Genomic DNA, 23,899 nt, shown 5'->3' with positions numbered 1-23,899 from the left:
TCTATGACGTATCCTTGATAAAGAAAACGTATGAAGTAAAGCCTGTTCAGTACTCGAAGTTCCTTTTCTTTTCCTTTGATTGTTTTTTCTAAATCACCATAACTTATTTTTTTGGCGACATAATATGCCCTATTCCGGCCCATAAGATACTGTATGCACACATATATTAAATAAGTTTGGTTATTAAATGGAAAAGAATCACTGGATTTTGGGTAGTGTTGGAATGACTATGTAACAAAAAATATATTGTATCACAACGAATATGGCGAAGGTATTGTTAAAGGTTGACTCGACACTAGGAAGGATCATTGGTTTTTTCCCTTAAGAGAATGAGGTTAAGAATTATCAGCATATTGCATCTTTATTGGCTGACTGGAGGTTACAGGGCAAAAATGATTTAGAAGAACCGGAGCAACTACTCTGGCAAGAATTGTGCATGAGCTAATCAAATACAAATCCGATGCTGCATGATAATATATCTTATTCCCATTTCAATCCTGAACAGGCCGGTGAGTTAGACTGGTAAGGGATATCAGCAGGCTGACAAGGCTTAGTCCTGCCGCGACAATAAACATTGCAGTAAACCCGAACATGCCTGAGAGAATGCCCCCCAACAAAGGCCCTGTTATCATAGACATGGCGATCACCGAATTAATATATCCAGCCGAAGTAGCCTTATCCTTATTGCGCATGAGAAGCAGCTCAGTGGAACCCACAAACAGGAACGACCAGGATAAGGCCACCAGGAACATACTGGGTATGATGTGGTAATAGATAGTGGCAGGAACCAGGCTGATAAATGCCAGTATGGACAACAGGTATCCAGCTTTTACTACAAGTTCCATGTTCCAGCCGTCCAACCGCCGCATTGTTAAGAACTGGACTAACGGATTTACAGCAAATAGCAGTCCTATCCAGAACATATCTGCTCCCAGGCTGACCATGTACAGCGGGAATATGGTCCAGCATCCAACTGCACCTGTATGCCTGATGAAGAACGCAAGATAAATACTCCAGTTATTTTTAATTGTGGAAAATGAAAAATAATTCACTTTTATCTTATCTAACTGTACCTCAGGCATACGGATTGCGATGATGAGGGACAATATCACCATAAATGAACTGACAAGGAATATCAGGTCAAAGTCCCCTATCAACCCTGCTCCGAAGAACCCGAACGCCCAGCCCAGGGCACCAAATGAGCTGAATTTCCCAATGCTGCGTTTTAGCCCGTAGACATGCATGATAAAGGCAGCCGGATACATACCCACACATATGCCCAGAAATCCACGCACCAGTGCAAGGCCCAATGGATCGTATGCGAATATCTGCAGGAAATAAGCTATGGCCGAGCATGCAAGTCCAAAAAGCAGTAGTTTTTTAATGTTCCATACATCTGCTGCTTTGCTAAAGATGTAGGATGAAAAGAACAGGCATGCACCGTACACACTCATTATAATGCCCACCTGGGTGTAAGTTGCACCCATCTCCTCAGCCAGGAGGGGGATGAACATTATGGACATCATCATGGATGCACTGGTAAAAAACTGGATTGAGTTGAGCCTCATATCAGGGTGTAAATAGGAGGGGATATATTTCAAGATATGCAGCCAAGTGCATCAGTTGTCCTGTATTGCGATCAGTTGTCCTGCCTTGCAGATATAATTGTGTGATTTTGCAAACCAAAAACCTATATACTATATTCTCGTATGTGGATTCCTCTGATTCCACTGTGCGCCGATAGTGTAGTGGTTATCACCGTGGCTTGCCAAGCCATGAACTCGGGTTCGAATCCCGATCGGCGCATACGTGTTTTTTTTATTGAAATCATCTATGGTAAACCTTATAGAATATTGAAACAGTAACACGGATTATATGTCTCGAATACTCATCAAGGATGGTTATGTAATTACTATGGACGGCCCGCCGATTGAAGGGGGGTATGTCCTACTGGAGGATGACAGGATAGCCTATGTGGGCCGTGAAGCGCAAAAAGCGGACCATATTATAAGTGCAAAGGGCTGTGCTGTTATGCCGGGGTTGGTAAATGCCCACACCCATGCTGCAATGACACTATTCAGGGGCTATGCAGATGATATGCCTCTGCAACAGTGGCTGGAAAAACATATCTGGCCGGTAGAGTCACATCTTACAGATGATGATGTGTATACCGGAACAATGCTGGCATGCCTGGAAATGATACGCTCAGGTACCACAGCATTTGCTGATATGTATTTCCACATGGACCATGCGGCCAGGGCAGTAGAAGAATCAGGCATACGTGCATCCTTATCCTATGGTATGATAGAACTGTTTGATGAAGCTAAGGCCAGGACCGAATTACAGGAAGGTAGCAGGTTTGTGAGACAATGGAACAATGCCGCCGATGGTAGAATTACTACTATGTACGGCCCCCACGCACCCAATACATGCAGTCGTGAGTTCCTGTCAAAGGTCAAAGAGCAGGCAGTTGAAGATTATGCCCGAATCCATATCCATGTGCTGGAGACCGAGGCCGAACTGAACCAGATGAAAGACCAATATGGAATGTGCAGCGTGAACATGCTGGATGAGATCGGGTTCCTGGGACCTGATGTGCTTGCTGCCCATTGTATATGGCTATCTGCAGGAGATATGGATATCATGGCAGAAAAGAATGTCAATGCGGTGCATTGCCCTATCAGCAATATGAAGCTGGCATCAGGGATCGCGCCGGTACCTGAACTGTTAAGCAGGGGCGTAAATGTTGCACTGGGTACGGACGGGTGTGCCTCCAATAACAGCCTGGACATGTTCGGCGAGATGAAGACTGCAGCCCTGCTGCATAAGGTAAATGCAATGGACCCGTCTGCTTTGCCGGCAGGAGAGGTATTGAAGATGGGTACGTCCAATGGTGCAAAGGCACTGGGCATTCCTGCCGGGATATTAAGGCAGGGTATGGCAGCAGATATTATATTGGTAGATATGCACACACCAGGCTTAACCCCGGTCCATGAACCAATATCGCATCTAATATATGCTGCAAGGGGTTCGGATGTGAAGACCACCATCGTAAACGGACAGGTGTTGATGGAAGATGGTATAGTCCTGTCAATAGACCAGGAAAAGGTAATAGAGCAAGCTTCCATTGCGGCAAGGAGACTTGCTGATAAAGCCAAGGCTAATTGATATTTCTATTTATGGAGTTAATTGAATGACAGAAGATATGATCGAATCAGGTAACATGAAGATTGAATGGGCAAGGAACCATATGCCGGTTTTGGCTCATGTCAGGGAAGAATTCAGAACAGGACAGCCTCTTGCCGGCCACACTGTGGGAATGGCGCTGCACGTTGAGGCAAAGACCGCGGTGCTGGTGGAAACCCTGGCAGCCGGGGGTGCACAAGTGGCAATTTGCGGCTGTAATCCTTTAAGCACACAGGATGATGTGGCACAGGCCCTGGATACCAGGAATAATATCAAGTGCTATGCTATCCATGCCTGTTCCAATGACGAATATTATACTGCTATTGATGCGGTACTTGATCACAAGCCCGACATTACCATAGATGACGGCGGGGACTTGATCTTTAAGCTTCACACACAAAGACAGGATATGATGCCGGATATCCTTGGTGCATGTGAAGAGACCACTACTGGTGTGCACAGGCTCAAGTCCATGGAACGGGATGGGGCACTGAAGATACCGGTGATAGCCGTAAACGATGCCTTGACCAAGTTCCTGTTCGATAACCGCTATGGTACCGGCCAGTCAAGCTGGGATGGTATAATACGTACCACCAACCTGCTGGTCGCTGGTAAGAACGTGGTCATAGCAGGATATGGATGGTGTGGCCGGGGGACGGCAATGCGGGCAGTGGGTCTGGGAGCTAATGTCATTGTGACCGAGATCGATCCGATACGCGCACTGGAGGCCAGGATGGATGGTTACAGGGTAATGCCAATGATCGAAGCAGCAGCAATCGGTGAGATATTTGTCACCACTACAGGTAATGTGGATATACTTACCAGGGAACACTTCGAGGTGATGAAAGACGGGGCAATACTTGCCAATGCAGGTCATTTCAATGTGGAGATCAACCTCGATGAGTTAAAGGCCATGGCAACATCAACTAAAAAAGTACGTAACAACATCATGGAATACAACATAGACGGGCGTCGCATCAATGTACTGGCAGACGGCAGGCTGGTTAATCTTGCAGCCGGGGACGGGCACCCTGCCGAGGTCATGGATATGAGCTTTGCCAACCAGGCCCTGTGCGTGGAACATATAGCTTCTCACAAGCTTACACCCGGGGTTCATCCTGTGCCACAACATATTGACATGAAGGTGGCTGGTTTGAAACTTGAGGCTCTGGGGATAAGTATCGACAAGATAAAACCACACCAGTTCGAATATATGGAAGGGTGGGAAACCGGCACATAACCGACCCATTAACCTGGCAGATGTCATGTGGTATTTTCCAATTCCACATGACATCTGCTATTAGATCCGTTTTACTTTTTAAGCAAATTGATTAAATTTATGCTATCCTATACCCTTAACTAATTCACTACATATAAATTTAGAAACATTTATATGGGGTTTTGGTAATCCATTATAAACTAGTCAAAATGCTAGATTTAGGATATGACTGTTAGTGTAATTAAGTTATTTGTTATGAATAATTTAATTTCATCAGTAATCATTATAAAAAGTATAGGAGGATGAATAATAGGATGACTGATCCAATAATTATCGATATGGGAATTGTTGCGTTGACAGGAGCTCTTGCTACCATTGGTGGTGCGGCCGAGGATCTGGAATCAGATGTCGGTTCACAGAGTAATCCGAACTCCCAGGTGCAGTTAGCTGCTCAAATGGACTTTCCTCATCGAATATTTAATAAAGCTATCTCAGGCGAGCCCCCTGCATATGGTCTGTGGTGTGCATCATCTGCTGTAGTAGCCGCTGTATTGCTTGAAAGCATGTCAGTTTTTTTTGCTCTTGCAATCGGCTCCTTAGTTGGTGCAATACTACTTGGTATGTTCTCGGTAACAGCTCATTTGGGACGTACAGCCAGTCAGAGCCGGTTTAAACAACCGGTCTATATGGACATGGTAATAGGACATACTCCTGCCATCATGGCACATGGATATGTCGCAGTATTCTGCATAATATCTTTTTCATATATTATGAACACTATTATGGGACACCCCTTCCCATTGCCGCTTTTGGCATTATTCTGGGGTGTGACTGCCGGTGCTATAGGCTCATCAACAGGTGATGTTCACTACGGTGCTGAGCGGGAATTCCAGAACCAGCCATTTGGCTGTGGTTTAAATGCTTCTTTTTCAGGGAACATTGTTCGAAAAGGAGAAGTAGGTCTGCGTAATGGTATGGATAATGTATGGGCATGTGCAAAATTCGGAGGACCTGTTACAGGACTCGCACTTGGTCTTACAGTATTTCTCGATAACTGGAGATCGACAATATTCACAGGCGCTAATGCCGAGTGGTTTGCGATCGTTGCAGGATTAATAATCGTTGTGGTATTAATACTCTTAAACAGGATTGTTGAAGTAGACGGAAGAAATGCATACGGTCCATACAAGGACGAAGAAGAAGGAGGCGCAACAGCATGACCGATCTAATAGGCCTTTTTGATCCGATATCAATCGTACTTATTACGATCGGAGGCATATTAATAGGAATGGGTGTTCATTTCATACCTGTGGGCGGCGCTCCGGCAGCTATGGCCCAGGCAACAGGTGTCGGAACAGGTACAGTGCAGTTAGCTGCAGGTGCCGGTCTAACCGGTCTTATCAGTGCCGGATTCATGTACAGTTTCTTAGGTAATGATGGACTTACAAACATTGAACTTATTCAGGTAATGGTTTCCGGTGCCGTTGGTGCTATGATCATGATCGCAGTTACTATGTTTATAGGTCAGTTAGTATATGTCTACTGTGTAGGCGTTCCACCTGTATCTGCAAAGGTTGATAAGGACCCTATAACCGGGGATATCCAGGATATCTACGTATCAAAAGGTACGGAAGGTCATGGAATTCCTACAGTGAGCTTTGTGAGCGGAGTCATAGGCGGACTACTTGGTGGAATGGGCGGATCGCTCATCTATGCCATATTGATGAATGCAGGATATCCTGAACAAATTCAAACTAGTTTAGGTCCTAACCCTGAGATCGTTGCTCTTGCTGGTATATTTTCTGCAGGTGTATTCTATGTGAATGCAGTGGTAGCCTCATATAACATCGGTGGTACTATCGAAGGGTTCCACGACCCTAAATTTAAAAGAGTACCTAAAGCTATAATATGTTGTTTGATCGCTTCACTATTGTGTGCTGCGATAGCTGTTCCAATCATGGGAGGTCTTATATAATGTCAGCAGTAGAAGGAGGACCGGCAGGCGGAGGTATCTCTGCAACTAATGTAGCTATTTTAGGAATAGTAGGCGGACTGGCCGGAATATATCTTGCCAGTATATTGAACGATATAACTACTACTACATATTTCTCGTTCTTTGGCGGGATAGGTGCAATATTAGCAGGAGTATGGGGAGCTGATGCAGTACGCAGAGTATGCAGTTATGGTCTTGGTACAGGTGTACCGTCCATTGGCATGGTTGCTCTGGGTATGGGTATTGTAGCTGCCATATTCGGATTAGCACTTTGTTATGTAATCAATATACCAGTAGTATTAGGACCTATAATTGCATTTATTGTAGCAGCTATTATTGGCCTGATCATGGGTACTATGGCAAACAAGATATTGAATATGAACATACCGATCATGGAAAGATGCATGGTTGAAATTGCAGGTGCAGGCTGCCTTGTGATGATAGCTCTATGCGTAACCATTTCAGGAACCTTAATATTCACAAGTGATATAGGAACTGATGTTACTATCCTTTCAAGTGTTGTCCAGACTGGTTTTATCGCACTGATCTTTATTGGCGGTGCAATGATAATACTGCATCCTTTCAATGCCTGTCTTGGTCCTGATGAATCACAGGACAGGACGCTATATGTCGGTGTTGAAAAAGGAGGAATAATTATGGCACTCTCGGGAGTTGCTTCACTTATGGTGATAGGTGTAATTCCGGCGGCGTTGACCATTTTAATTGGTCTTCTCATATGGATTGTTTACTTTACGAAGTTTATTAATCTAACGAAAAGAGATGCACATAAGGTCATTGGAACAGGTCTGCTTCCGACAGAGGAGGAATTGCAATGAGTCATATAAGAGTTGCACCTGAGATTCACCTGGTCTTAGAACCAATGTCAGGTATCATGGCAGAAGAACGCGATGATGTACTGGAATATTCTCTTGATGAGATCAATACACTGGTGGATGAACTGGATAAAATAGCAGATGATATGATGAATTCTCTTGGACCTGATGAAGAATTTTTAACCAGTTTCCCTGGTCGTAAGAACGCTGCCAGGACAGCAGGTGTATGGACAAATATTTTCTACGGTTTTATCGGAGGATGTATCCTTATGTTCATGGTAACAATAATGATGCAGTTACAAGGAGGGATCTGAAATGGCTGATAAAAAAGAACCGGCTGAAGGATGGCCTGTCCTAAAAGGTGAATATGAAATTGGAGACCCTAATAGTCCGGTTGCTGTGGCCACTCTCGGATCACATCTTTCAGGTGAACCTCATCTTGCAGCAGGAGCTTGTATTACAGGTCCGTGTAAGACAGAGAACATTGGGATCGAGAAGCTTGTTGCCAATATCATTTCAAATCCTAATATCAGGTTTTTACTTGTTACAGGTTCCGAGGTCAAAGGTCACCTTACCGGTGATGCTATAATGAAAATACATGCCAACGGAACTGAAGAGAACAGGATCGTTGGTGCTGTAGGAGCTATTCCTTATATAGAAAACCTGAGTGAGGAAAATATTGCCAGGTTCCAGGAACAGGTAGAAGCTGTTGATATGGTAGGTACGGAAGATGAGGCCCAGATCACTTCCAAGATCAAGGAACTGGCAGGTAAAGACCCGGGTGCTCTTGATGTAGAGCCAATGGTTGTTGAGCTAACCGAAGGAGACGAAGAAGGCGAAGAATTCGAGGGTATTAGACCAATGGCTGCCGAAGTTGCCATGATACAGGCAAGGACACGACTGATCCAGACCCAGATCGCTGATATGGGTAATCTGAATAAGTTCGCATCCGGTGTGTATTCAGGCAAGATCGAAGGTGCCATGATCGGAATAGTACTATCTCTTGGATTATTGGGACTGCTGATTCTCGGAGGAGGTGTATAGATATGGCTGATAAAGAAAAGGTTGAAGAAACTACGGAAGCAGTAGCTGAAGAAAAGGTTGAAGAAACCACAGAAGCAGCAACTGAAGAAAAAGTTGAAGAAACCACGGAAGAAGAGGTGCATGTAGATGATTATGTATATGACCAGGGTGTACCTATGGTGGTCAATCCGCCTGCGATAACTATATTCGAAAAACTTCTTGAAGATATGAAATACAGAGGCCAGCTTATTGCCAGAAACCAGAAACTGGATTCTGGAGTAACCGTAAGTGGCTTTAAGGGTGTTATACTCGGATTTCTATTTGCGGTCATTATGATAGGACTGCCTATTGTTCTTGCAGGAGGGATCTAATATGACTGAAAAAGTTCCGGAAGTTATTGTAGACCCGTCTGACTACCAGGAAGTTCTTAAGAAACTGGATCTTGTTGAGGAGAAAGTTGAATTCACTCACAGTGAGATGCAGCAAAAGATCGGAACGAAGATGGGCAGGGATATTGGTACACTATATGGCCTTTGTATCGGACTAATGATCGTCGTGATATATCTGCTATTAGCTATCAACATGAATGAAACAGATTTATTAATAATAATGAAGAGTATTTTTCAAATTTGAGGTGATAATAGATGTTTAGATATGATAAAGAACAGCAGGTCTTTGAGTTTGGCGGTGTCAAAATGGGCGGACAGCCCGGACAGTATCCGACTGTTCTCATCAGTACCATGTTCTATGGCAAGCATAAGATCGTAAGTGATGAAGATAAGGGTATCTTTGATAAGAATGCAGCAGATAACCTATGGCATACGCAGCAGGAAATGGGAGACCAGACAGGTGTTCCCTATATCAACCAGATCGTAGGTGAGACTCCTGAAGCTATTGTAAAGTTCATTGACTGGTTCATAGAGATCGATGATAAAACTGCATTTTTAATAGATTCATCAGCAGGTGATGTGAGAGCAGCAGCAGCTAAGTATTGTACTGAGATTGGTGTTGCAGATAGAGCTATACATAACTCTATCAATGCCAGTGTTGAGGAACAAGAGATCGCGGCTGTGACAGAAAGCGATCTGGATGCTGCTATTGTACTGGCATTCAATGCTACTGACCCAACAGTAAAAGGTAAGATGGATATCCTTGAAATTGGCGGTTCAGGCCAGGCTAAAGGTATGCTGGAAATAGCAAAGGAATGCGGTATCACGCGTCCGATCATTGATGTGGCTGCTATGCCACCTGGTTCGGGTGCCGGTGCTACCGTACGATCTGTTATGGCAGTGAAAGGACATCTTGGTCTGCCTACTGGCGGCGGTTTCCACAACATGGCATCTGCATGGGACTGGCTTAAAAAATTCAAGAAAGAACATAAGGAAGCCTATATGCCCACAGATATCGGAACAAACCTGGTTAACCAGGTCCTGGGTGCGGATTGTCTGTTGTATGGTCCTATTGAGAATGTCAATGCAGTGTTCCCGGCTGTCGCATTAGTAGACATAATGCTGGCTGAGACTGCAAAAGATCTTGGCATGGAAATAATGGATCCGAACCATCCGATCAATAAACTGGTGTGAAAACATCAGTTTGTTTTTTCTTTTTGTGTATAATCTATAAGATTGTGTACTCAAGTAACTGCGAGCGTAAGTGAACAGTTTCTTGTTTTTATTTTTTTACTTCTGCTGCTTTTTTAACGTATAGGAAAGTATATACTTTCCTGCAAGCTATAGAAAATACGAACCAAGTGAGCATTTTCTTAACATCAACTTTCCAGGTCACAGGAAGTTTTTATTTATGTTCCGAACTATCTATAATTGGTATCCACTTCAAATTTAAGGGTAATTTAAAAATTATCAGACAGGATCAACAGGATCGACAGGATATATCGCAACGTCAACATCCTGTAAATCCTGTAAATCCTGTCAAAATACAATGCTTTTTGAAGTGGATACTACAATTGTATTCAATTGACAGCTATGCAAGGTTCGTTACTTCCCTACTACGTGGTTATAATATGACAAGCGCAATGGAAATATATCAATTACTGCCAAAAACCAACTGCAAGAAATGTAATGAATCCACCTGTATGGCATTTGCCGTAGCATTACTTTCACGCACCAAACAGTACACCGAATGCCCGCCGCTAATGGAAGAGGAAAAATACATCGATTCAAGGCAGAAACTGGAAAATATATTAAAACCTATGGAAGGTGCGGAGGAGACCGGGCTCATTATACATGAAGAACTCTGCTCAGGCTGCGGTAACTGTGTAGTCGCTTGCCCTGTAAATGTTGCCAATGACCCGTACGGTTCCGGCAAGGGCTTTGGTCCGACAAATGGAAAGGTCATTTTCAGAGTCGAAAACGGAAAGGTAAAAGCTGCCAATATAGAGGAATGCAGGCGTTTTGGTAAGGACAGGATACTATGCAGGGCATGCATAGACCCATGCCCAACCGAGGCTATTGAGTTCGTATGAGGTAGATGGGAATGACTGAACCAATTACATGGACCTGCACCGGATGCGCCTTGTTATGTGAAGATATTCTGGTATATATCGAAGATAACAGGGTAGAGAAGGTGGAACATGCCTGCCTTAAGGGCAAAGCCAGGGTATATGGGTGTAAACATGCTGCCACGTCCACAGTGGATCAAGAGGAAGTTGATGTAAATAATGCTATTAGCCAGGCGGTGGAGATACTTGAAAAGGCCAAGAATCCGTTGCTTTACGGCTGGAGTAATTCCACTTCAGAGGCCCAGGTTGCAGGTATAGAACTGGCACAGACCCTGGGTGCCTGCATAGATTCCACTTCATCCTTCTGCCAGGGTATCACTATTAACGAGATAATAAACGGCAGCGTCCCTTCCTGCACCCTGGAAGATGTTAGGGAAAAGGCAGATGTTGTAATCTACTGGGGTGCTGACCCCATGAGTTCTCATCCCCGTCACCTTTCCAGGTATTCATATTTTCCAAGAGGCGAGTTGAGGCAGCGGGGATATGAAGAAGACAGGACAGCCATCTGCATTGATGTTACGCAGTCCAGGACCGCAAAGATATGTAAAGGTATGTTCTTCAGCATTCCGCCCGGTGGTGATGCTGAGTTCATGCGGGCATTGATGGATGGGTTGGCCGGTCGTGTACCTAAGTTATCCTTTGATTTTGATGTTAAACGCATCCTGGAACTGGCAGCTGTATTAAAAAAAGCAGAATTCGGGGTAATTTTTGCTGGATTGGGGCTGGTTTATTCCATTAAAGAAGAATTTGACCTCATTTCAGAATTTATGAGCACATTGAACCGGTTCTCAAACTTTTTCCTTATCCCGATGGCAGGTCATTTTAATATGCGGGGTTTTAATCACAATCTGCATGAGGAAACAGGATATATTCACAGGGTCGGATTCACAAAAAATGGTCCGGTATCCAGTGTTGAATATTCCGTATTAGAGCAGTTGAAGCACGGCGCCGATGCCGTAATGGTTGTTGGTTCTGACCCACTGGTAAGCTTACCCTTATCCATTTCCAGGCGGTTGAAGGATATTCCGTTAATACTGGTGGACCCATGTTCAAACCTGACCACCAGGGTAGCGGATGTGACAATTCCATGTGGGTTCTCTGGTATAGAAGTGGGTGGAACTGCCACCAGGTTGGACGGCAAAAAAATGGACATTTCCCCCCTTATCCAGGGAGATGGATTGTCTGATGAAATGATAATAAGACGTATCATGGAGGAGGTGAGCTGATGGCGCTGGATGTTAGTAAGTTTATCAAAGCCCCGGAATACGATATCAAGATTATAACCCGCAGGGACGTGTTCCAGGCCAGTGTATGTGAAGAGGACCGCTTTAGTGATGAATGCATGGAACTGTCTGCTTTGATAGTGCTGGACGCTGACGAAATGAAGCGTATGGGTATCAAAGACGGGGCAAACGCCAGGCTCACATCAAAATGGGGCAGTGTAGTTGTCAGGGCCATGGCATCAGCCAGGGAAGAACAAAAAGGTCTGGGATTTATGGTTAATGGGCCGTGGGTAAATGCATTGGTTTCAGATGAAACGCCTGGTGGGATACCGGCATTTAAGGATATTGAGGTAAAGATCACAATATCTAAAGATGGAATAACCTGTATTCAGGAGCTTCTTTTATTATGATACGCAATTATGGATACAAGATAAATTCCCACTTACTCCAGACTTTTTAATAAATTCTGAATATGTAATGCTTATTTATGTAGTTAGCGAAATACTTAAGTTTCTGCCAATAAATAATGAAATATTCTCTGAAATTGATTGAATAGTGCAAAAATCAGTAAAATGTTTTTGTAAATACGGACATATGTAGTGAATCAAGCTTTAGTACGTAAAAATGATGGACTGAAACGACAATCTCATCGAAACAATAAAGGAAGGATTGAAAATATGAAATTCGTTAGAATAATAATGTTATTATCTGTGATGAGTTATTTAACTTGTAATGTTAGTGCTGGAGAAAATAATCTGGTTGAATATGAAGTATATCAAAATGGAGAAGTCACCACAGTACTTGATGCCGAATTAAAAGTGGGCGAGCCAGCCACAATTAAAGCAGTAATACAATTAAAAAAAAATTTTGATGTTTCAACAGCCCTTTCAGCTTCAGGTTTTAGCTTTGAAAATGTAGACCAACCATTTGAAGTAATTGAAGGATCAAGTGAATTTACTGAGACTGCCAGGGAATTTGGCCATACCGCAGGTGAAACAGTCACTTTCGAATGGATTGTTCGGCCAACAGATATAGCCGCAGGATGGACTATTCCTTTAAATATTGCATTTACTTTCTATGATCGAGATGAGAATGAAGGATATCCAATAAAATTTACAGTAGCCAACATCATGGTTCATGATGAACACTACTCAGTCCCCGCCCCCACCATACTAATTGATGATGCCATAGCAGTGCCAAACAGCTATGCCTTTACATCAATAACGGTTAATAATGTAACTGGACTGGGTTCAGGTGATATCATTGTTACATACAACTCATCAGTAGTTCATGCAATTGATGTAACCTCAGGAGATGGAAATGCTCTTACTATGCAGACTTCGAATATAGATAACACAGCAGGCTTAGTGGAAATAACAGCATGGGATGTATCTGAATCTCACAATGGTGATGTGGTTTTGGCTATTGTTACCTTCCAAGCCGTAGGAAAATACCCGGATTCAACACCACTATCTATCATATCTAGATTGTACGATTATACCAGCTATAGTAGTATCGGGCACAGTGTAACCAATGGAACATTCAGTATAATTTACAATGAACCACCGGTGATAACAGATGCAATTGCCACCCCGGATGTAATCCTGAATGACAACGGCAGACCCAGAACACCAGGCACGAATGTCACAGTATTGAATGCAACTGTACTCAATGGCACTTCTGGTGTGGTTAAGGTCACTATTGATCTCTCTGGAATCGGAGGTTCAGATGACCAGGTCATGGAGAGAATAACTGGCACAGATGTCTGGACAGTAGCGACAACTGCTAAAAATGGTATTAACCTGACTCATGAACTGGTTGTTACTGCAACAGATGGGGCCAATAATACAAACACTTCGGTGATCGAACTGACTGTACTTTTGCGAGGCGATGTTGTCCGGGACAAAGACCTGAATTCTGCAGATGCACTATACATAGCAAAGTACCTGGTAGGTAAAGAACCCAGCCCCTCATTGCTTGTAAGTGATATGTCACCTGCCGAAGGTGATGGAAGGATAACTTCTGCAGATGCGCTCTATCTAGCAAAATATCTGGTGGGAAAAGAGGCGGCACCGTAAGGCATCCCTACGGATGCCTTTTTTTTTGCTGATGCGAATGCGAATATGAAAACATTAACAATATCAATTTTTGTGCTTTTTCTTGTGATGACGTTGGTTATGCTTGTATCTGCAAAGCCTGAATTATATGGTTCACAAAAAATGGTCCGGTATCCGGTGTTGAATATTCCGTATTAGAGCAGTTGAAGCACGGCGCCGATGCCGTAATGGTTGTTGGTTCTGACCCACTGGCAAGCTTACCCTTATCCATTTCCAGGCGGTTGAAGGATATTCCGTTAATACTGGTGGACCCATGTTCAAACCTGACCACCAGGGTAGCGGATGTGACAATTCCATGTGGGGTCTCTGGTATAGAAGTGGGTGGAACTGCCACCAGGTTAGACGGCAAGAAAATGGACATTTCCCCCCTTATCCAGGGAGATGGATTATCTGATGAAATGATAATAAGACGTATCATAGATGAGGTGAGCTGATGGCGCTGGATGTTAGTAAGTTCATCAAGGCCCCGGAATATGATGTCAAGATCATAACCCGCAGGGATGTGTTCCAGGCCAGTATATATGAAGAGGACCGCTTTAGTGATGAATGCCTGGAGCTGTCTGCCTTGATAGTGCTGGACACTGCCGAAATGAAGCATATGGGTATCCTGGACGGGGCAAACGTCAGGCTCACATCAAAATGGGGCAGTGTGGTTGTCAGGGCCATGGCATCACCCAGGGAAGAACAAAAAGGTCTGGGGTTTATGGTTAATGGGCCGTGGGTAAATGCATTGGTTTCAGATGAAACGCCCGACGGAATACCGGCATTTAAGGATATTGAGGCAAAGATCACAATATCGAAAGATAGAATGACCGGTATTCTGGAACTTCTTTTATTCCGGCATGGATGTTTTTGATGTGTGAAGAGTTCAGTGTGTAGTTTCGAAGATTTTGGCGATAGCAGTAAGTATATGTAAGTCCATCCGCAAATAGTGGAAACTTAAGGAGTATGAGATATGGGGAACCAAACCACAATGTAAGCAAGCTGCTTGAGATGCTGGATATGTGAATATGTCGTTTATTTTGATGTATTTTTGAGTAAATACACCGATTATAATTTATTATGCAGTACTGATTGTATATCTTATTCGATCTGTGCCTTCTGGAGCCTGCCGCTGTAATCAAAATACACGGCCTTAACTTCAGTAAATTCCCTTACAGCATCAGTTCCTGCTTCCCTGAATCCGTTGCCTGTGCCCTTAACTCCACCAAACGGCAGGTGTACCTCTGCACCGATGGTTGATGAGTTAATGTAAGTTATCCCTGCCTCGATCTTTTCGATTGCCTTGAATGCATTTGAAATATCCCTGGTATATATAGATGAAGACAGGCCATAAATAGTGTTATTTGTTACCTCAATGGCTTCACTAAGTCCGGATACCGAAATCAAGGCCACGACCGGACCGAATATTTCTTCCTGCGCTATACACATGTCCTGGTCCACTTCAGTGAATATTGTGGGTTCAAAGAAATGTCCGGGAAGTTCCGGATCTGCCAGGTTGCCGCCAGTTAACAGTTTTGCCCCTTCGTTCTTCCCGATAACAGTATATTTTTCTATCTTTTCCAATTGGGATCGGTTGATGACCGGACCGATATCGGTATCAGGTTTTAGCCCGTCACCCAGTTTTAGGGATCTGGTCTTGGCAAGGAGTTTTTGTGTGAACTCGTCCTTCACCTTTTCATGTACAATGACCCTGCTGGCAGCAGTGCAGCGCTGTCCTGTCGTACCAAAAGCACCCCAGACCACACCGTCCACGGCAAGGTCGATATCTGCATCATCCATGATGATGATAGGGTTCTTGCCGCCCAGTTCCAGTGATACCCGTTTCATGTCCCTGGCACATTCACCCATTATCCATTTTCCTGTTTCCAGGCTACCTGTAAATGAGATGGCCCTGATATCGGAATGATGGACTACCGCATGGCCTACCGTGCCCCCGGGCCCGAACACCAGGTTTATCACACCGGGCGGCAGTCCGGCTTCCATAAGTATCTCCACCAGCTTGATTGTTAATAGCGGTGTATCGCTTGCGGGTTTCATTACAATGGTGTTCCCTGCCACCAGTGCAGGCATTATCTTCCAGGCAGGAATGGCCATTGGGAAGTTCCAGGGAGTGATCATACCAATCACTCCGATTGGACGCAGCACAGTCATGCAGAACTTGTCCTTCAACTCCGAGGTGGTGGTCTCACCGAACATCCGCCGCCCTTCCCCGGCAGCGTACAGGGTGATATCGATAGCTTCCTGAACGTCCCCCCGTGTCTCTGCCAGGACCTTGCCCATCTCCTTTGTCATAAGGGCCGCAAGGTCTTCCTTTCTCTCTTCCAGCATACGAGCGGCCCTGAATAGCAAGAGTGCACGGCTGGGCGGAGGGGTTTCGCTCCATGTTCCAAATGCGTTCCATGCGGCTTTCACTGCCCGGTCCACGTCGTCTTCAGATGCTATCTGCAGCTTTGCCAGTTTCTCAAGGGTTGCAGGATTGATATCATCAAAAGTTTCGCTGGTTGATGAGTCTGTCCACTCTCCGTTGATGAATAATTTATACTCTTTCATTGTAATTCCCCTAAAGAAAATTGTAAATTATAGGTATTAAGTGTTTGCTGTCTGCGGTACTGTTGTCGGGGCACACAGTGCAGCACCATGCCCCCATCATCCGTATCCGGGACTGTCATCATACAGGCGGGCCATGGCTGATATAGAGCAGCTGGTCCTGGAACTGGTGCAGGTGCTCCAATAAACAATACTAAAATACTATGAATCATAATTACATTATATTATAAACACAAATGTTGATGTTGTGAGATTGTCGGAAAAGCCTTGTTTTTCAATATTTCAGCTTTACGGTCTAAACTCGACATGGCGCTGCATGATGATTTAGTTGGAATAATAATTTTGAAAGTTTCAATTTAAGCGCTTTTTAGGTACTTTTCCGACAGTCTCGTTGTCAGGCTCCCGGCGAAGGAATCTGCCTTAATAAATCGTTTTATAAAGGCAGGCGAGTTCAAAAGCAAAAGTGAATTTATAACGTATGCTGTAAAGAAAGCCGTTAATGAAGTTATTTTAAATGATTTTGAAAAAAAAGGTAGCGCAGCTTTGCCATCGACCAATAAAGATGTTGATAAACTTTTGACTGAAATAAAGGATATAAGAAAAAAGCTATGGGAAGGATATGCTCACCGCGTATTTTGATACAAATATTTTTATCACTGGCATCCTTCAGCCCAATAGCAACAGCCAGTTGATATTGCAGGAAATCAAAAAGGGGAAGCTCAAGGTGGTTCTGAGCGATTATCCGATCGATGAAGTACTATCATGGTTTAAAATACACCAAGGGCAAAGACTTTACCTCTCTTGTTAGACTTTACATGATGTCCATACCATCATCCGAAATGGTCAATGATTTCGAGTGGAACGTTTTTATTGATGATTGGAAGTATTTTATAGCAGACATTGATGACCTACCCCATATTTGCAGTTACTTTGCTGGTGAAGCAGAATATTTTGTTACAGCAAATAGAAGATTGACGGAAATGAAAATAAAAGAGCATGTGAAATTTATGTCATCTAAAGAGTTCATTAACGATGTTTGTTGTATTGATGGAATTGATACAGTCAAAGGAATATGATTTTAAAGTTTTCCACAATACGTCTGTATACTGGCAGTACAAGTTATTTTTTCTTAAATATGTCTAAGTCCCACCCGTTTCCTGCCGTATCAGTGCTGATGAATTTGTTGAGGGCGGGGTCACACTAAATGAGACCAGGGAAATTGCTCCCAAACTTGTAAAAGCAGGTGCCGATGTGATCAGTGTGGCTGCCGGGACATATGCAAGCATGAACCATATGGCTCCATTAGAGGATATGGGTGAAGGAGTACATGTGAACCTTACAGAAGGGATACGCAGTGTGGTGGATGTACCGGTTATCTGTGTTGGAAATATCAGGACACTTGAATATGCCGACAGGATTATTGCAGAAAACGTACATGAAATTCTTCGAATGACATGCTCAAAAAATGAAAGAACCCAAGGGTACTTTCATGCTAAATAATAGAAATGCATAATGGCATAATCTGGGCGGAAAGTGATAAAAATGGCAGTACTTTTAACATTATCCTGCCAAAATATGATTAAGATAGATATCATAAACCACAATTCGCAAACCACAAACCATAAACCATAATACTTAATAATAGTATTAAATCAAGGTATCAATAAAACCCTGGGTTTTGATCATATGAAAGAAGATTGTACGATGTATTCCCATCAGAAATGTGCTGCAAATGACTTGAAGCCATGTGATTTTGACGGTGATGATTTCAAGGATTGTTTGAGATACAAAGTAAAGAACCTCAGCACTGATTTCACACAACTGCGCTAATTACCCTTATTACTTTACCCAAGATATAGGGCAATGGTGATATCCGGCAGATATCAACGAAAAGGATAAGTATTATCGTGCATATCCTGAATGCCGCCGGATGGCTGAGACTTGCTTATATTTCATAATCCCGCCTTAACTCAGCCTGGTTAGAGTGCGCGGCTGTAGTTCGATCATGCACACCTAAATGTGCACACGCGCAGTAACCGCGATGCCCCCGGTTCGAATCTGGGAGGCGGGACTTTATTTTTCACCTACAGACTATATTGTATAGTCCCGAAAAGAGTTCAATGTGAAATAATTATGTGACTATACAGCCGCAGACCATATCGATATATTTATATTGAAATACATTAATTGTTTTTTAGTAGGTATATAATCTATAAGATTATGTACTCAAGTTAATCCAACCAAATGGAGGATTTTCTTGGAAGTGTATTGCAGGTATACGGAATTATACTTTATTGATTTAAACTAATGATTAGCATGGATTTAAGGTGGATTATTGTATGAGAAAAGAGATTGTTACAGTGTTAGCTATTATGGCACTTATATTTTTGATATATAGTATTGCGAAACCGACCCATTTGCATCAGGATATTGAGATGGAATACTGCGGTGGATGCCATACTGAGGATTCCATCTTAAGTATGCATGGATCTGTAGATCCTATGGAAACGGGATGTGTGGATATAGGATGCCATCCTGAAGCCATGGCCGGGTTCAGTGTTCATAAAGAAATGATACCAAGTGAATGCGATAGGTGTCACGAGTTCGGTGGAGAACCTATGTATTCGGATTGCGATCTATGTCACGGGAGTTATCATCAATTAGAGGGTAGAATAAATATCGAGGGGAAACCTTGTGAAGACTGCCATGAAAGCCATTCCCTCCTGACTGACGATGCATGTGACAAATGCCATAGTGAAGCATACAATGATGTGAAAACCGAGGGTGGTAGCCATTTGGAACTTTCTGGTAGTTGCTATGACTGTCATGTAGAACATAAGGGCATCCCGGATTGTCTTGACTGCCATGAAGGGATTGACCATAGTGGGAATATCGCAAATAAAGACTGCACACAATGTCACAATGGGCATATGCCTAAAGGTGTCAATTTCGGTTCTGACACGGCAAATGAACTGTGTATTGAATGCCATCCTAATGTTGCACAGGAATTCCAGGATTACCCATCCAAGCATTCAGACATTAATTGTGTAGAATGTCACCCGGTTCACCTTCAAGTAAGTCCATGCGCAGACTGCCATGAGGGAGTCCATGCGCAGTTAACAGGATTAGATGTAAGTGAATGTAAGGGATGCCATGGTGAAGCCCATTCACCTTCAAAGTATTGATCCACGATAGACCGGGTATCATAGAATTAATTATGATACCTGGTTAATTTCCTTTTTTTAATCCCTGATATTTCTTTATCCACATTTGCCTTCCAGGCAACCATGGGAATCCATTGCCCATGATAGAAATCTTTAACTCAAATAATAAGTACTATCTACTCCAGTTAATTATTGTTATCCATCTTATCCGGAGAATCGGGAATGATACGGGAAATCACCAATAAATATGAACCAAAAACCCTGGAGGAAGACATCCACAATTTCTGGGATTCCATCAATGCGTATCCCAGGTCCAGACAGCATAGATCCGGCAGTACAGACTTCTATTTTGTAGACGGACCGCCCTATACCACCGGGCACATCCACCTTGGCACGGCATGGAACAAGATCATAAAAGATTCGATCCTGCGGTACAAATCCATGAATAACTTCCATGTCAGGGACCGGGCAGGTTGGGACATGCACGGCCTTCCTATAGAAGTAAAAGTTGAAGAAATGCTTGGTTTCAAGTCCAAGAAGGATATTGAGGAGTACGGAGTAGACCAATTTATTGCCAAATGCAAGGAGTTCGCTATCAGGCATAAGGATGATATGACCCAGCAGTTCAAGGACCTGGGAGTGTGGCTGGATTGGGAAGACCCCTACATGACCCTGAAGGATGAATACATTGAGGCAGCCTGGTGGACCCTGAAACAGGGCCATGATAAGGGCCTGCTGGAACGGGGCAAACGAGTGGTCAACTGGTGCCCCAGGTGCGAGACTGCCATTGCAGACAGTGAAGTGGAATACTGGGATGAAGAGGACCCTTCGGTCTATATCAAGTTTAAAGTGAAGGGTGAAGAGAATACATATATCGTTATCTGGACCACCACACCGTGGACCATACCTGCAAATATTGCAGTAGCTGTCCAACCTGGTTTTGAATACAGCAAGATCAGGGCATGGAAGGATAACAAAGATGGCAGCGAAGTACTCTATGTAGCAACAAGCCTGGTCGAGCATGTACTGAAACAGGGACGTTATACAGACTTTGAGATACTGGACCAGATGCTCGGAGAAGACCTGCTTGAACTTTCATATGACAACCCCTTATCTGACAAGGTCCCGGCCCAGGCCGGATTTGATCATAATGTTTACATGGCGGATTTCGTCACAGCAGAGAATACCGGGATCGTTCATATAGCACCAGGGCACGGCATGGATGATTTTATGCTGGGTGTGGAGCATGAACTGCCCATTTTCTGCCCAGTTGGTCCTGACGGCAGGTACACATCCGATGCAGGGGAATATGAAGGAAAATATGTCAAGGAAGTTGACGAGCTTATCATTAGTGACTTGGAAGAAAGGGGGAACCTGCTTAAAAAAGGCATGGTCAGTCACAGGTATGGTCACTGCTGGCGGTGCAAGACCCCTATTATTTATCTTGCAACCAAGCAGTGGTTCCTGAAGATCTCGGATATCAAGGATGAGATGTTAATCGAGATCGATAAAGTGGCATGGTACCCGGACTGGGCCGGTTCTGCCAGGTTTGCTGACTGGGTATCAGGCGCACGTGACTGGTGCATCAGCCGGCAGCGATACTGGGGAATACCTTTGCCTATCTGGATTTGTGATGAGTGCACCGCAGAAGAGGTTATAGGTACAATGAAAGAATTGCAGGAGCGTTCAGACCAGAAAGGTGACCTGGACCTGCACAGGCCAAGTGTTGATAATATCACTATTACCTGCAAATGCGGCGGGAACATGAAAAGGGTGCCTGATGTCTTTGATGTCTGGTTCGATTCTGCAGTGGCATCCTGGGCTACATTGAACTACCCACGGGAGCATGAGGCCTTTGACAAACTCTGGCCTGCTGATTTTATCACTGAAGGGCACGACCAGACTAGGGGTTGGTTCTACTCGCAGCTGGGTGCAAGTATGCTGGCTTTTGGCAGGGCCCCATACAAGAGCGTACTAATGCACGGATTCACGCTGGACGATGCAGGCAAGAAGATGAGCAAGAGCCAGGGCAACGTAGTTTCACCTGAGGTAGTGATGGAAAAATTCGGTGCCGATACCCTACGGTTCTATGTACTCTCATCAAATGCGCCTTGGGATGACCTTAAATTCAACTGGGACGAGGTCAGCACGATTAACAGGAAGGTCAACATCTTCTGGAACGTGTACCGGTTCCCACTGCCCTATATGGCACTGGACAACTTCGACCCCTCGGTCGTAACCTATGATTCGGTAAAGTCTCACCTAAGACCCGAGGACCGCTGGATACTGAGCCGGTTGAATTCACTTATAATTAATGTGAACGAGGCAATGGACCAGTACAACCTTCACAGGGCCACCCGGCCTATATCGGATTTTATACTTGAGGACCTGTCCAGGTGGTATGTCCAGCTGATCAGGCCCAGGACATGGACTGAAGGAGATGACCCTGACAAGCTGGCCGCCTACTGGGTGATGTACGAAGTACTGGTTAAGATTGCCAAGGTTATGGCTCCGTTTATGCCCCACCTGTCAGAATCTATCTACCAGAACCTGGTGCGCAATCTTGACCCGGGCAGCCTGGAGTCAATACATATGTCTGACTGGCCCGAAGTGGAGGAAGCCCTGGTGGATACTGAACTTGAGAAGCAGATGGATACTGTCCGTAATATGGTAGAGGCAGCATCAAATGCCAGGCAAAAGGTTAAACGCAAACTCAGGTGGCCGGTGCGCAAGATTGTGGTAGCCCCCGAAAATGAGCAGGTAGCACAGGCTGTGGAAACCTTGATGTCAGTACTGCTTGAGCAAACCAACAGTAAGGAAATAATGATCCTTGGTACTGATGAGACCTGGGATGAACTGGGACTGGAAGCTGTGCCACAGCCAAAAGCTATTGGTCCGGCATTCAAAGGCGATGCAGGTAAAGTCATTGCAGCCATTGGTTCGGCTGATGTAATTTCAATGCGGGATGCACTCGAGGATATTGGAGAGTATGGGCTTAAAATCGCAGGGGAAACTGTTACTATAACATCTGAGATGGTCCGGTTCAATGAGACCATACCTGAACATATTGCATCTGCTGAGTTCTCTGGCGGCCTTGTGTACGTGGATGCCATGCTGACAAGGGAGATCGAATCTGAAGGATATGCCCGTGAGGTTATCAGGCGTCTGCAGGATATGCGAAAGGAACTTGACCTGGATGTAGAAGAAAGGATCAAGGCTGTCGTGCTGATAAAAGATGAGCGGATACTGGATCTTGTCCTGGACTGGGAAGCGCATATTGCCGATGAGGTCAGGACAAAACTGCTTGTCATTAGTATGGATATTGAGCCCGAAGGTGACCTGGTTAAGGAATGGGACGTTGAAGGCACAGGCATGAAGATGAGCATTTCAAAGATATCATGAGATTTGAAGACTGGGAGCCGCTATACCTGGAAATAATCAGGGATATGGGTTATGACCGTGTCCGGGATGAAGAATCTGCCAGGGTGTTGTCCGGAATAATTTCAGGTATGCCATCTTCTGAAATAGCATCTATCCGGAGGCTCGAAGAACTGGTCAGGGACAGGGATGTGCTTGTATGCGGCAATGCACCTACTTTGAAAGGTGAACTACAAGAGGTCCAACCTAACGATTGTTGCATCATTGCTGCCGATGGTGCCGCTGCCGTACTTATGGATATGGGTATCGTGCCCCACATTATTGTGACTGATCTGGACGGGGATGTGGAAGCCGAGATCAAGGCCAGCCGGATGGGAGCATTGATGGTGGTCCATGGTCACGGGGATAATATACCGATTATAGTGTCAATAGTCCCCAAACTTTACAATGTGGTGGGGTCCACCCAGACTGTACCACTGGCTAATGTTCACAACTTTGGCGGGTTTACTGATGGGGATCGTTGTGTTTTCCTTGCACGGGAAATGGGGGCATCTGCTATAGTACTTATCGGGTTTGATTTTTCCGACCCTCATGTAAACGCCATTAAAAAGAAAAAGCTGGAATGGGCACGTAAATTAATTGATGTCGTCCTGGAGGGGGAAGCAGGAGCAGCAGGAGATTTGGGCTGAAATCAC

At 44.3% G+C, this 23,899-nt stretch carries 25 protein-coding genes and 2 tRNA genes; 25 read left to right on the top strand and 2 right to left on the bottom strand.

All coding sequences use genetic code 11. The features are described 5' to 3' along the window. Window positions 1–491: 491 nt before the first annotated feature. Window positions 492–1,568, bottom strand: coding sequence for an MFS transporter (locus HF974_09440; GenBank protein MBC2698530.1), 1,077 nt, complete (start codon window positions 1,566–1,568; stop codon window positions 492–494). Window positions 1,569–1,734: 166 nt separating this feature from the next. On the opposite strand from HF974_09440, the gene HF974_09435 reads away from it, so the two are divergent. The 17 genes from HF974_09435 to HF974_09355 all read left to right on the top strand — a co-directional run bounded on the left by HF974_09435 (window position 1,735) and on the right by HF974_09355 (window position 14,968). Beyond that, a tRNA-Gly gene (locus tag HF974_09435) sits at window positions 1,735–1,806 on the top strand. Window positions 1,807–1,875: 69 nt separating this feature from the next. Further along, entirely contained in the window at window positions 1,876–3,168 is a 1,293-nt protein-coding gene (locus HF974_09430; GenBank protein ID MBC2698529.1) for an amidohydrolase family protein, read from the top strand. Window positions 3,169–3,193: 25 nt separating this feature from the next. Further along, window positions 3,194–4,426, top strand: a complete 1,233-nt coding sequence (locus HF974_09425; protein ID MBC2698528.1) for an adenosylhomocysteinase — start codon at window positions 3,194–3,196, stop codon at window positions 4,424–4,426. 293 nt (window positions 4,427–4,719) lie between these two features. Continuing rightward, window positions 4,720–5,625, top strand: a complete 906-nt coding sequence (locus tag HF974_09420) for a tetrahydromethanopterin S-methyltransferase subunit E (GenBank protein ID MBC2698527.1) — start codon at window positions 4,720–4,722, stop codon at window positions 5,623–5,625. Then, the gene (locus HF974_09415; protein ID MBC2698526.1) at window positions 5,622–6,380 is read left to right on the top strand and encodes a tetrahydromethanopterin S-methyltransferase subunit D; all 759 of its coding nucleotides are present in this window, start codon (window positions 5,622–5,624) and stop codon (window positions 6,378–6,380) included. The genes HF974_09420 and HF974_09415 overlap by 4 nt, the downstream gene beginning before the upstream one ends. Further along, entirely contained in the window at window positions 6,380–7,234 is an 855-nt protein-coding gene (locus HF974_09410) for a tetrahydromethanopterin S-methyltransferase subunit C (protein ID MBC2698525.1), read from the top strand. Before HF974_09415 ends, HF974_09410 begins: the two co-directional genes overlap by 1 nt. Further along, window positions 7,231–7,545 carry a tetrahydromethanopterin S-methyltransferase subunit B gene (locus HF974_09405; GenBank protein MBC2698524.1) on the top strand — a complete coding sequence of 105 codons (315 nt, stop codon included), beginning with the start codon at window positions 7,231–7,233 and terminating at the stop codon, window positions 7,543–7,545. Before HF974_09410 ends, HF974_09405 begins: the two co-directional genes overlap by 4 nt. A gap of 1 nt (window position 7,546) precedes the next feature. Beyond that, window positions 7,547–8,275 (top strand): tetrahydromethanopterin S-methyltransferase subunit A, encoded by a 729-nt coding sequence (locus HF974_09400; GenBank protein ID MBC2698523.1) that lies wholly within the window; start codon window positions 7,547–7,549, stop codon window positions 8,273–8,275. A gap of 2 nt (window positions 8,276–8,277) precedes the next feature. Then, window positions 8,278–8,625, top strand: coding sequence for a tetrahydromethanopterin S-methyltransferase subunit F (locus tag HF974_09395; GenBank protein MBC2698522.1), 348 nt, complete (start codon window positions 8,278–8,280; stop codon window positions 8,623–8,625). 1 nt (window position 8,626) lies between these two features. Then, window positions 8,627–8,887, top strand: coding sequence for a tetrahydromethanopterin S-methyltransferase subunit G (gene mtrG, locus HF974_09390; GenBank protein ID MBC2698521.1), 261 nt, complete (start codon window positions 8,627–8,629; stop codon window positions 8,885–8,887). A gap of 11 nt (window positions 8,888–8,898) precedes the next feature. Further along, complete coding sequence (gene mtrH, locus HF974_09385; protein MBC2698520.1) at window positions 8,899–9,837, top strand: tetrahydromethanopterin S-methyltransferase subunit H; 939 nt, start codon at window positions 8,899–8,901, stop codon at window positions 9,835–9,837. A gap of 437 nt (window positions 9,838–10,274) precedes the next feature. After that, a complete protein-coding gene (locus HF974_09380; protein ID MBC2698519.1) occupies window positions 10,275–10,736 on the top strand; it encodes a 4Fe-4S binding protein in 462 nt (153 codons plus the stop codon). Window positions 10,737–10,747: 11 nt separating this feature from the next. Further along, window positions 10,748–11,998, top strand: coding sequence for a formylmethanofuran dehydrogenase subunit B (locus tag HF974_09375; GenBank protein MBC2698518.1), 1,251 nt, complete (start codon window positions 10,748–10,750; stop codon window positions 11,996–11,998). A gap of 5 nt (window positions 11,999–12,003) precedes the next feature. After that, window positions 12,004–12,405, top strand: coding sequence for a formylmethanofuran dehydrogenase (locus HF974_09370; GenBank protein MBC2698517.1), 402 nt, complete (start codon window positions 12,004–12,006; stop codon window positions 12,403–12,405). Between the two features lie 267 nt (window positions 12,406–12,672). Further along, window positions 12,673–14,073: a sarcinarray family MAST domain-containing protein gene (locus HF974_09365; protein MBC2698516.1), complete on the top strand. Its 1,401-nt coding sequence runs from the start codon at window positions 12,673–12,675 to the stop codon at window positions 14,071–14,073. Window positions 14,074–14,255: 182 nt separating this feature from the next. After that, window positions 14,256–14,546 carry a hypothetical protein gene (locus tag HF974_09360; GenBank protein MBC2698515.1) on the top strand — a complete coding sequence of 97 codons (291 nt, stop codon included), beginning with the start codon at window positions 14,256–14,258 and terminating at the stop codon, window positions 14,544–14,546. A 5-nt stretch (window positions 14,547–14,551) separates the two neighbouring features. Continuing rightward, window positions 14,552–14,968, top strand: a complete 417-nt coding sequence (locus HF974_09355) for a formylmethanofuran dehydrogenase (GenBank protein ID MBC2698514.1) — start codon at window positions 14,552–14,554, stop codon at window positions 14,966–14,968. A 227-nt stretch (window positions 14,969–15,195) separates the two neighbouring features. On the opposite strand, the gene HF974_09350 is transcribed toward HF974_09355, so the two are convergent. Next, entirely contained in the window at window positions 15,196–16,665 is a 1,470-nt protein-coding gene (locus tag HF974_09350; protein MBC2698513.1) for an aldehyde dehydrogenase family protein, read from the bottom strand. Between the two features lie 40 nt (window positions 16,666–16,705). Between HF974_09350 and HF974_09345 the strand changes: the two genes are divergently transcribed. The 8 genes from HF974_09345 to HF974_09310 all read left to right on the top strand — a co-directional run bounded on the left by HF974_09345 (window position 16,706) and on the right by HF974_09310 (window position 23,893). Continuing rightward, on the top strand, window positions 16,706–16,849 hold the full coding sequence (locus HF974_09345) for a hypothetical protein (protein MBC2698512.1): 144 nt from the start codon (window positions 16,706–16,708) through the stop codon (window positions 16,847–16,849). 562 nt (window positions 16,850–17,411) lie between these two features. Beyond that, on the top strand, window positions 17,412–17,738 hold the full coding sequence (locus tag HF974_09340; protein ID MBC2698511.1) for a hypothetical protein: 327 nt from the start codon (window positions 17,412–17,414) through the stop codon (window positions 17,736–17,738). Window positions 17,739–17,913: 175 nt separating this feature from the next. Next, window positions 17,914–18,162, top strand: a complete 249-nt coding sequence (locus HF974_09335) for a hypothetical protein (protein MBC2698510.1) — start codon at window positions 17,914–17,916, stop codon at window positions 18,160–18,162. Between the two features lie 186 nt (window positions 18,163–18,348). After that, the gene (locus tag HF974_09330) at window positions 18,349–18,492 is read left to right on the top strand and encodes a hypothetical protein (protein MBC2698509.1); all 144 of its coding nucleotides are present in this window, start codon (window positions 18,349–18,351) and stop codon (window positions 18,490–18,492) included. Window positions 18,493–18,621: 129 nt separating this feature from the next. After that, a tRNA-Tyr gene (locus HF974_09325) sits at window positions 18,622–18,733 on the top strand. Window positions 18,734–19,001: 268 nt separating this feature from the next. Then, a complete protein-coding gene (locus HF974_09320; protein ID MBC2698508.1) occupies window positions 19,002–19,847 on the top strand; it encodes a hypothetical protein in 846 nt (281 codons plus the stop codon). Between the two features lie 201 nt (window positions 19,848–20,048). Beyond that, complete coding sequence (locus HF974_09315) at window positions 20,049–23,228, top strand: isoleucine--tRNA ligase (GenBank protein ID MBC2698507.1); 3,180 nt, start codon at window positions 20,049–20,051, stop codon at window positions 23,226–23,228. Further along, on the top strand, window positions 23,225–23,893 hold the full coding sequence (locus HF974_09310; protein MBC2698506.1) for a DUF115 domain-containing protein: 669 nt from the start codon (window positions 23,225–23,227) through the stop codon (window positions 23,891–23,893). The genes HF974_09315 and HF974_09310 overlap by 4 nt, the downstream gene beginning before the upstream one ends. The last annotated feature ends 6 nt before the right edge of the window (window positions 23,894–23,899 follow it).

The sequence above is a fragment of the ANME-2 cluster archaeon genome (genome assembly GCA_014237145.1).
Lineage (GTDB): Archaea > Halobacteriota > Methanosarcinia > Methanosarcinales > Methanocomedenaceae > Methanocomedens_A.
The sequence above is the reverse complement of the archived record's forward strand: the minus strand, read 5'-3'. Positions and strand labels throughout refer to the sequence as shown.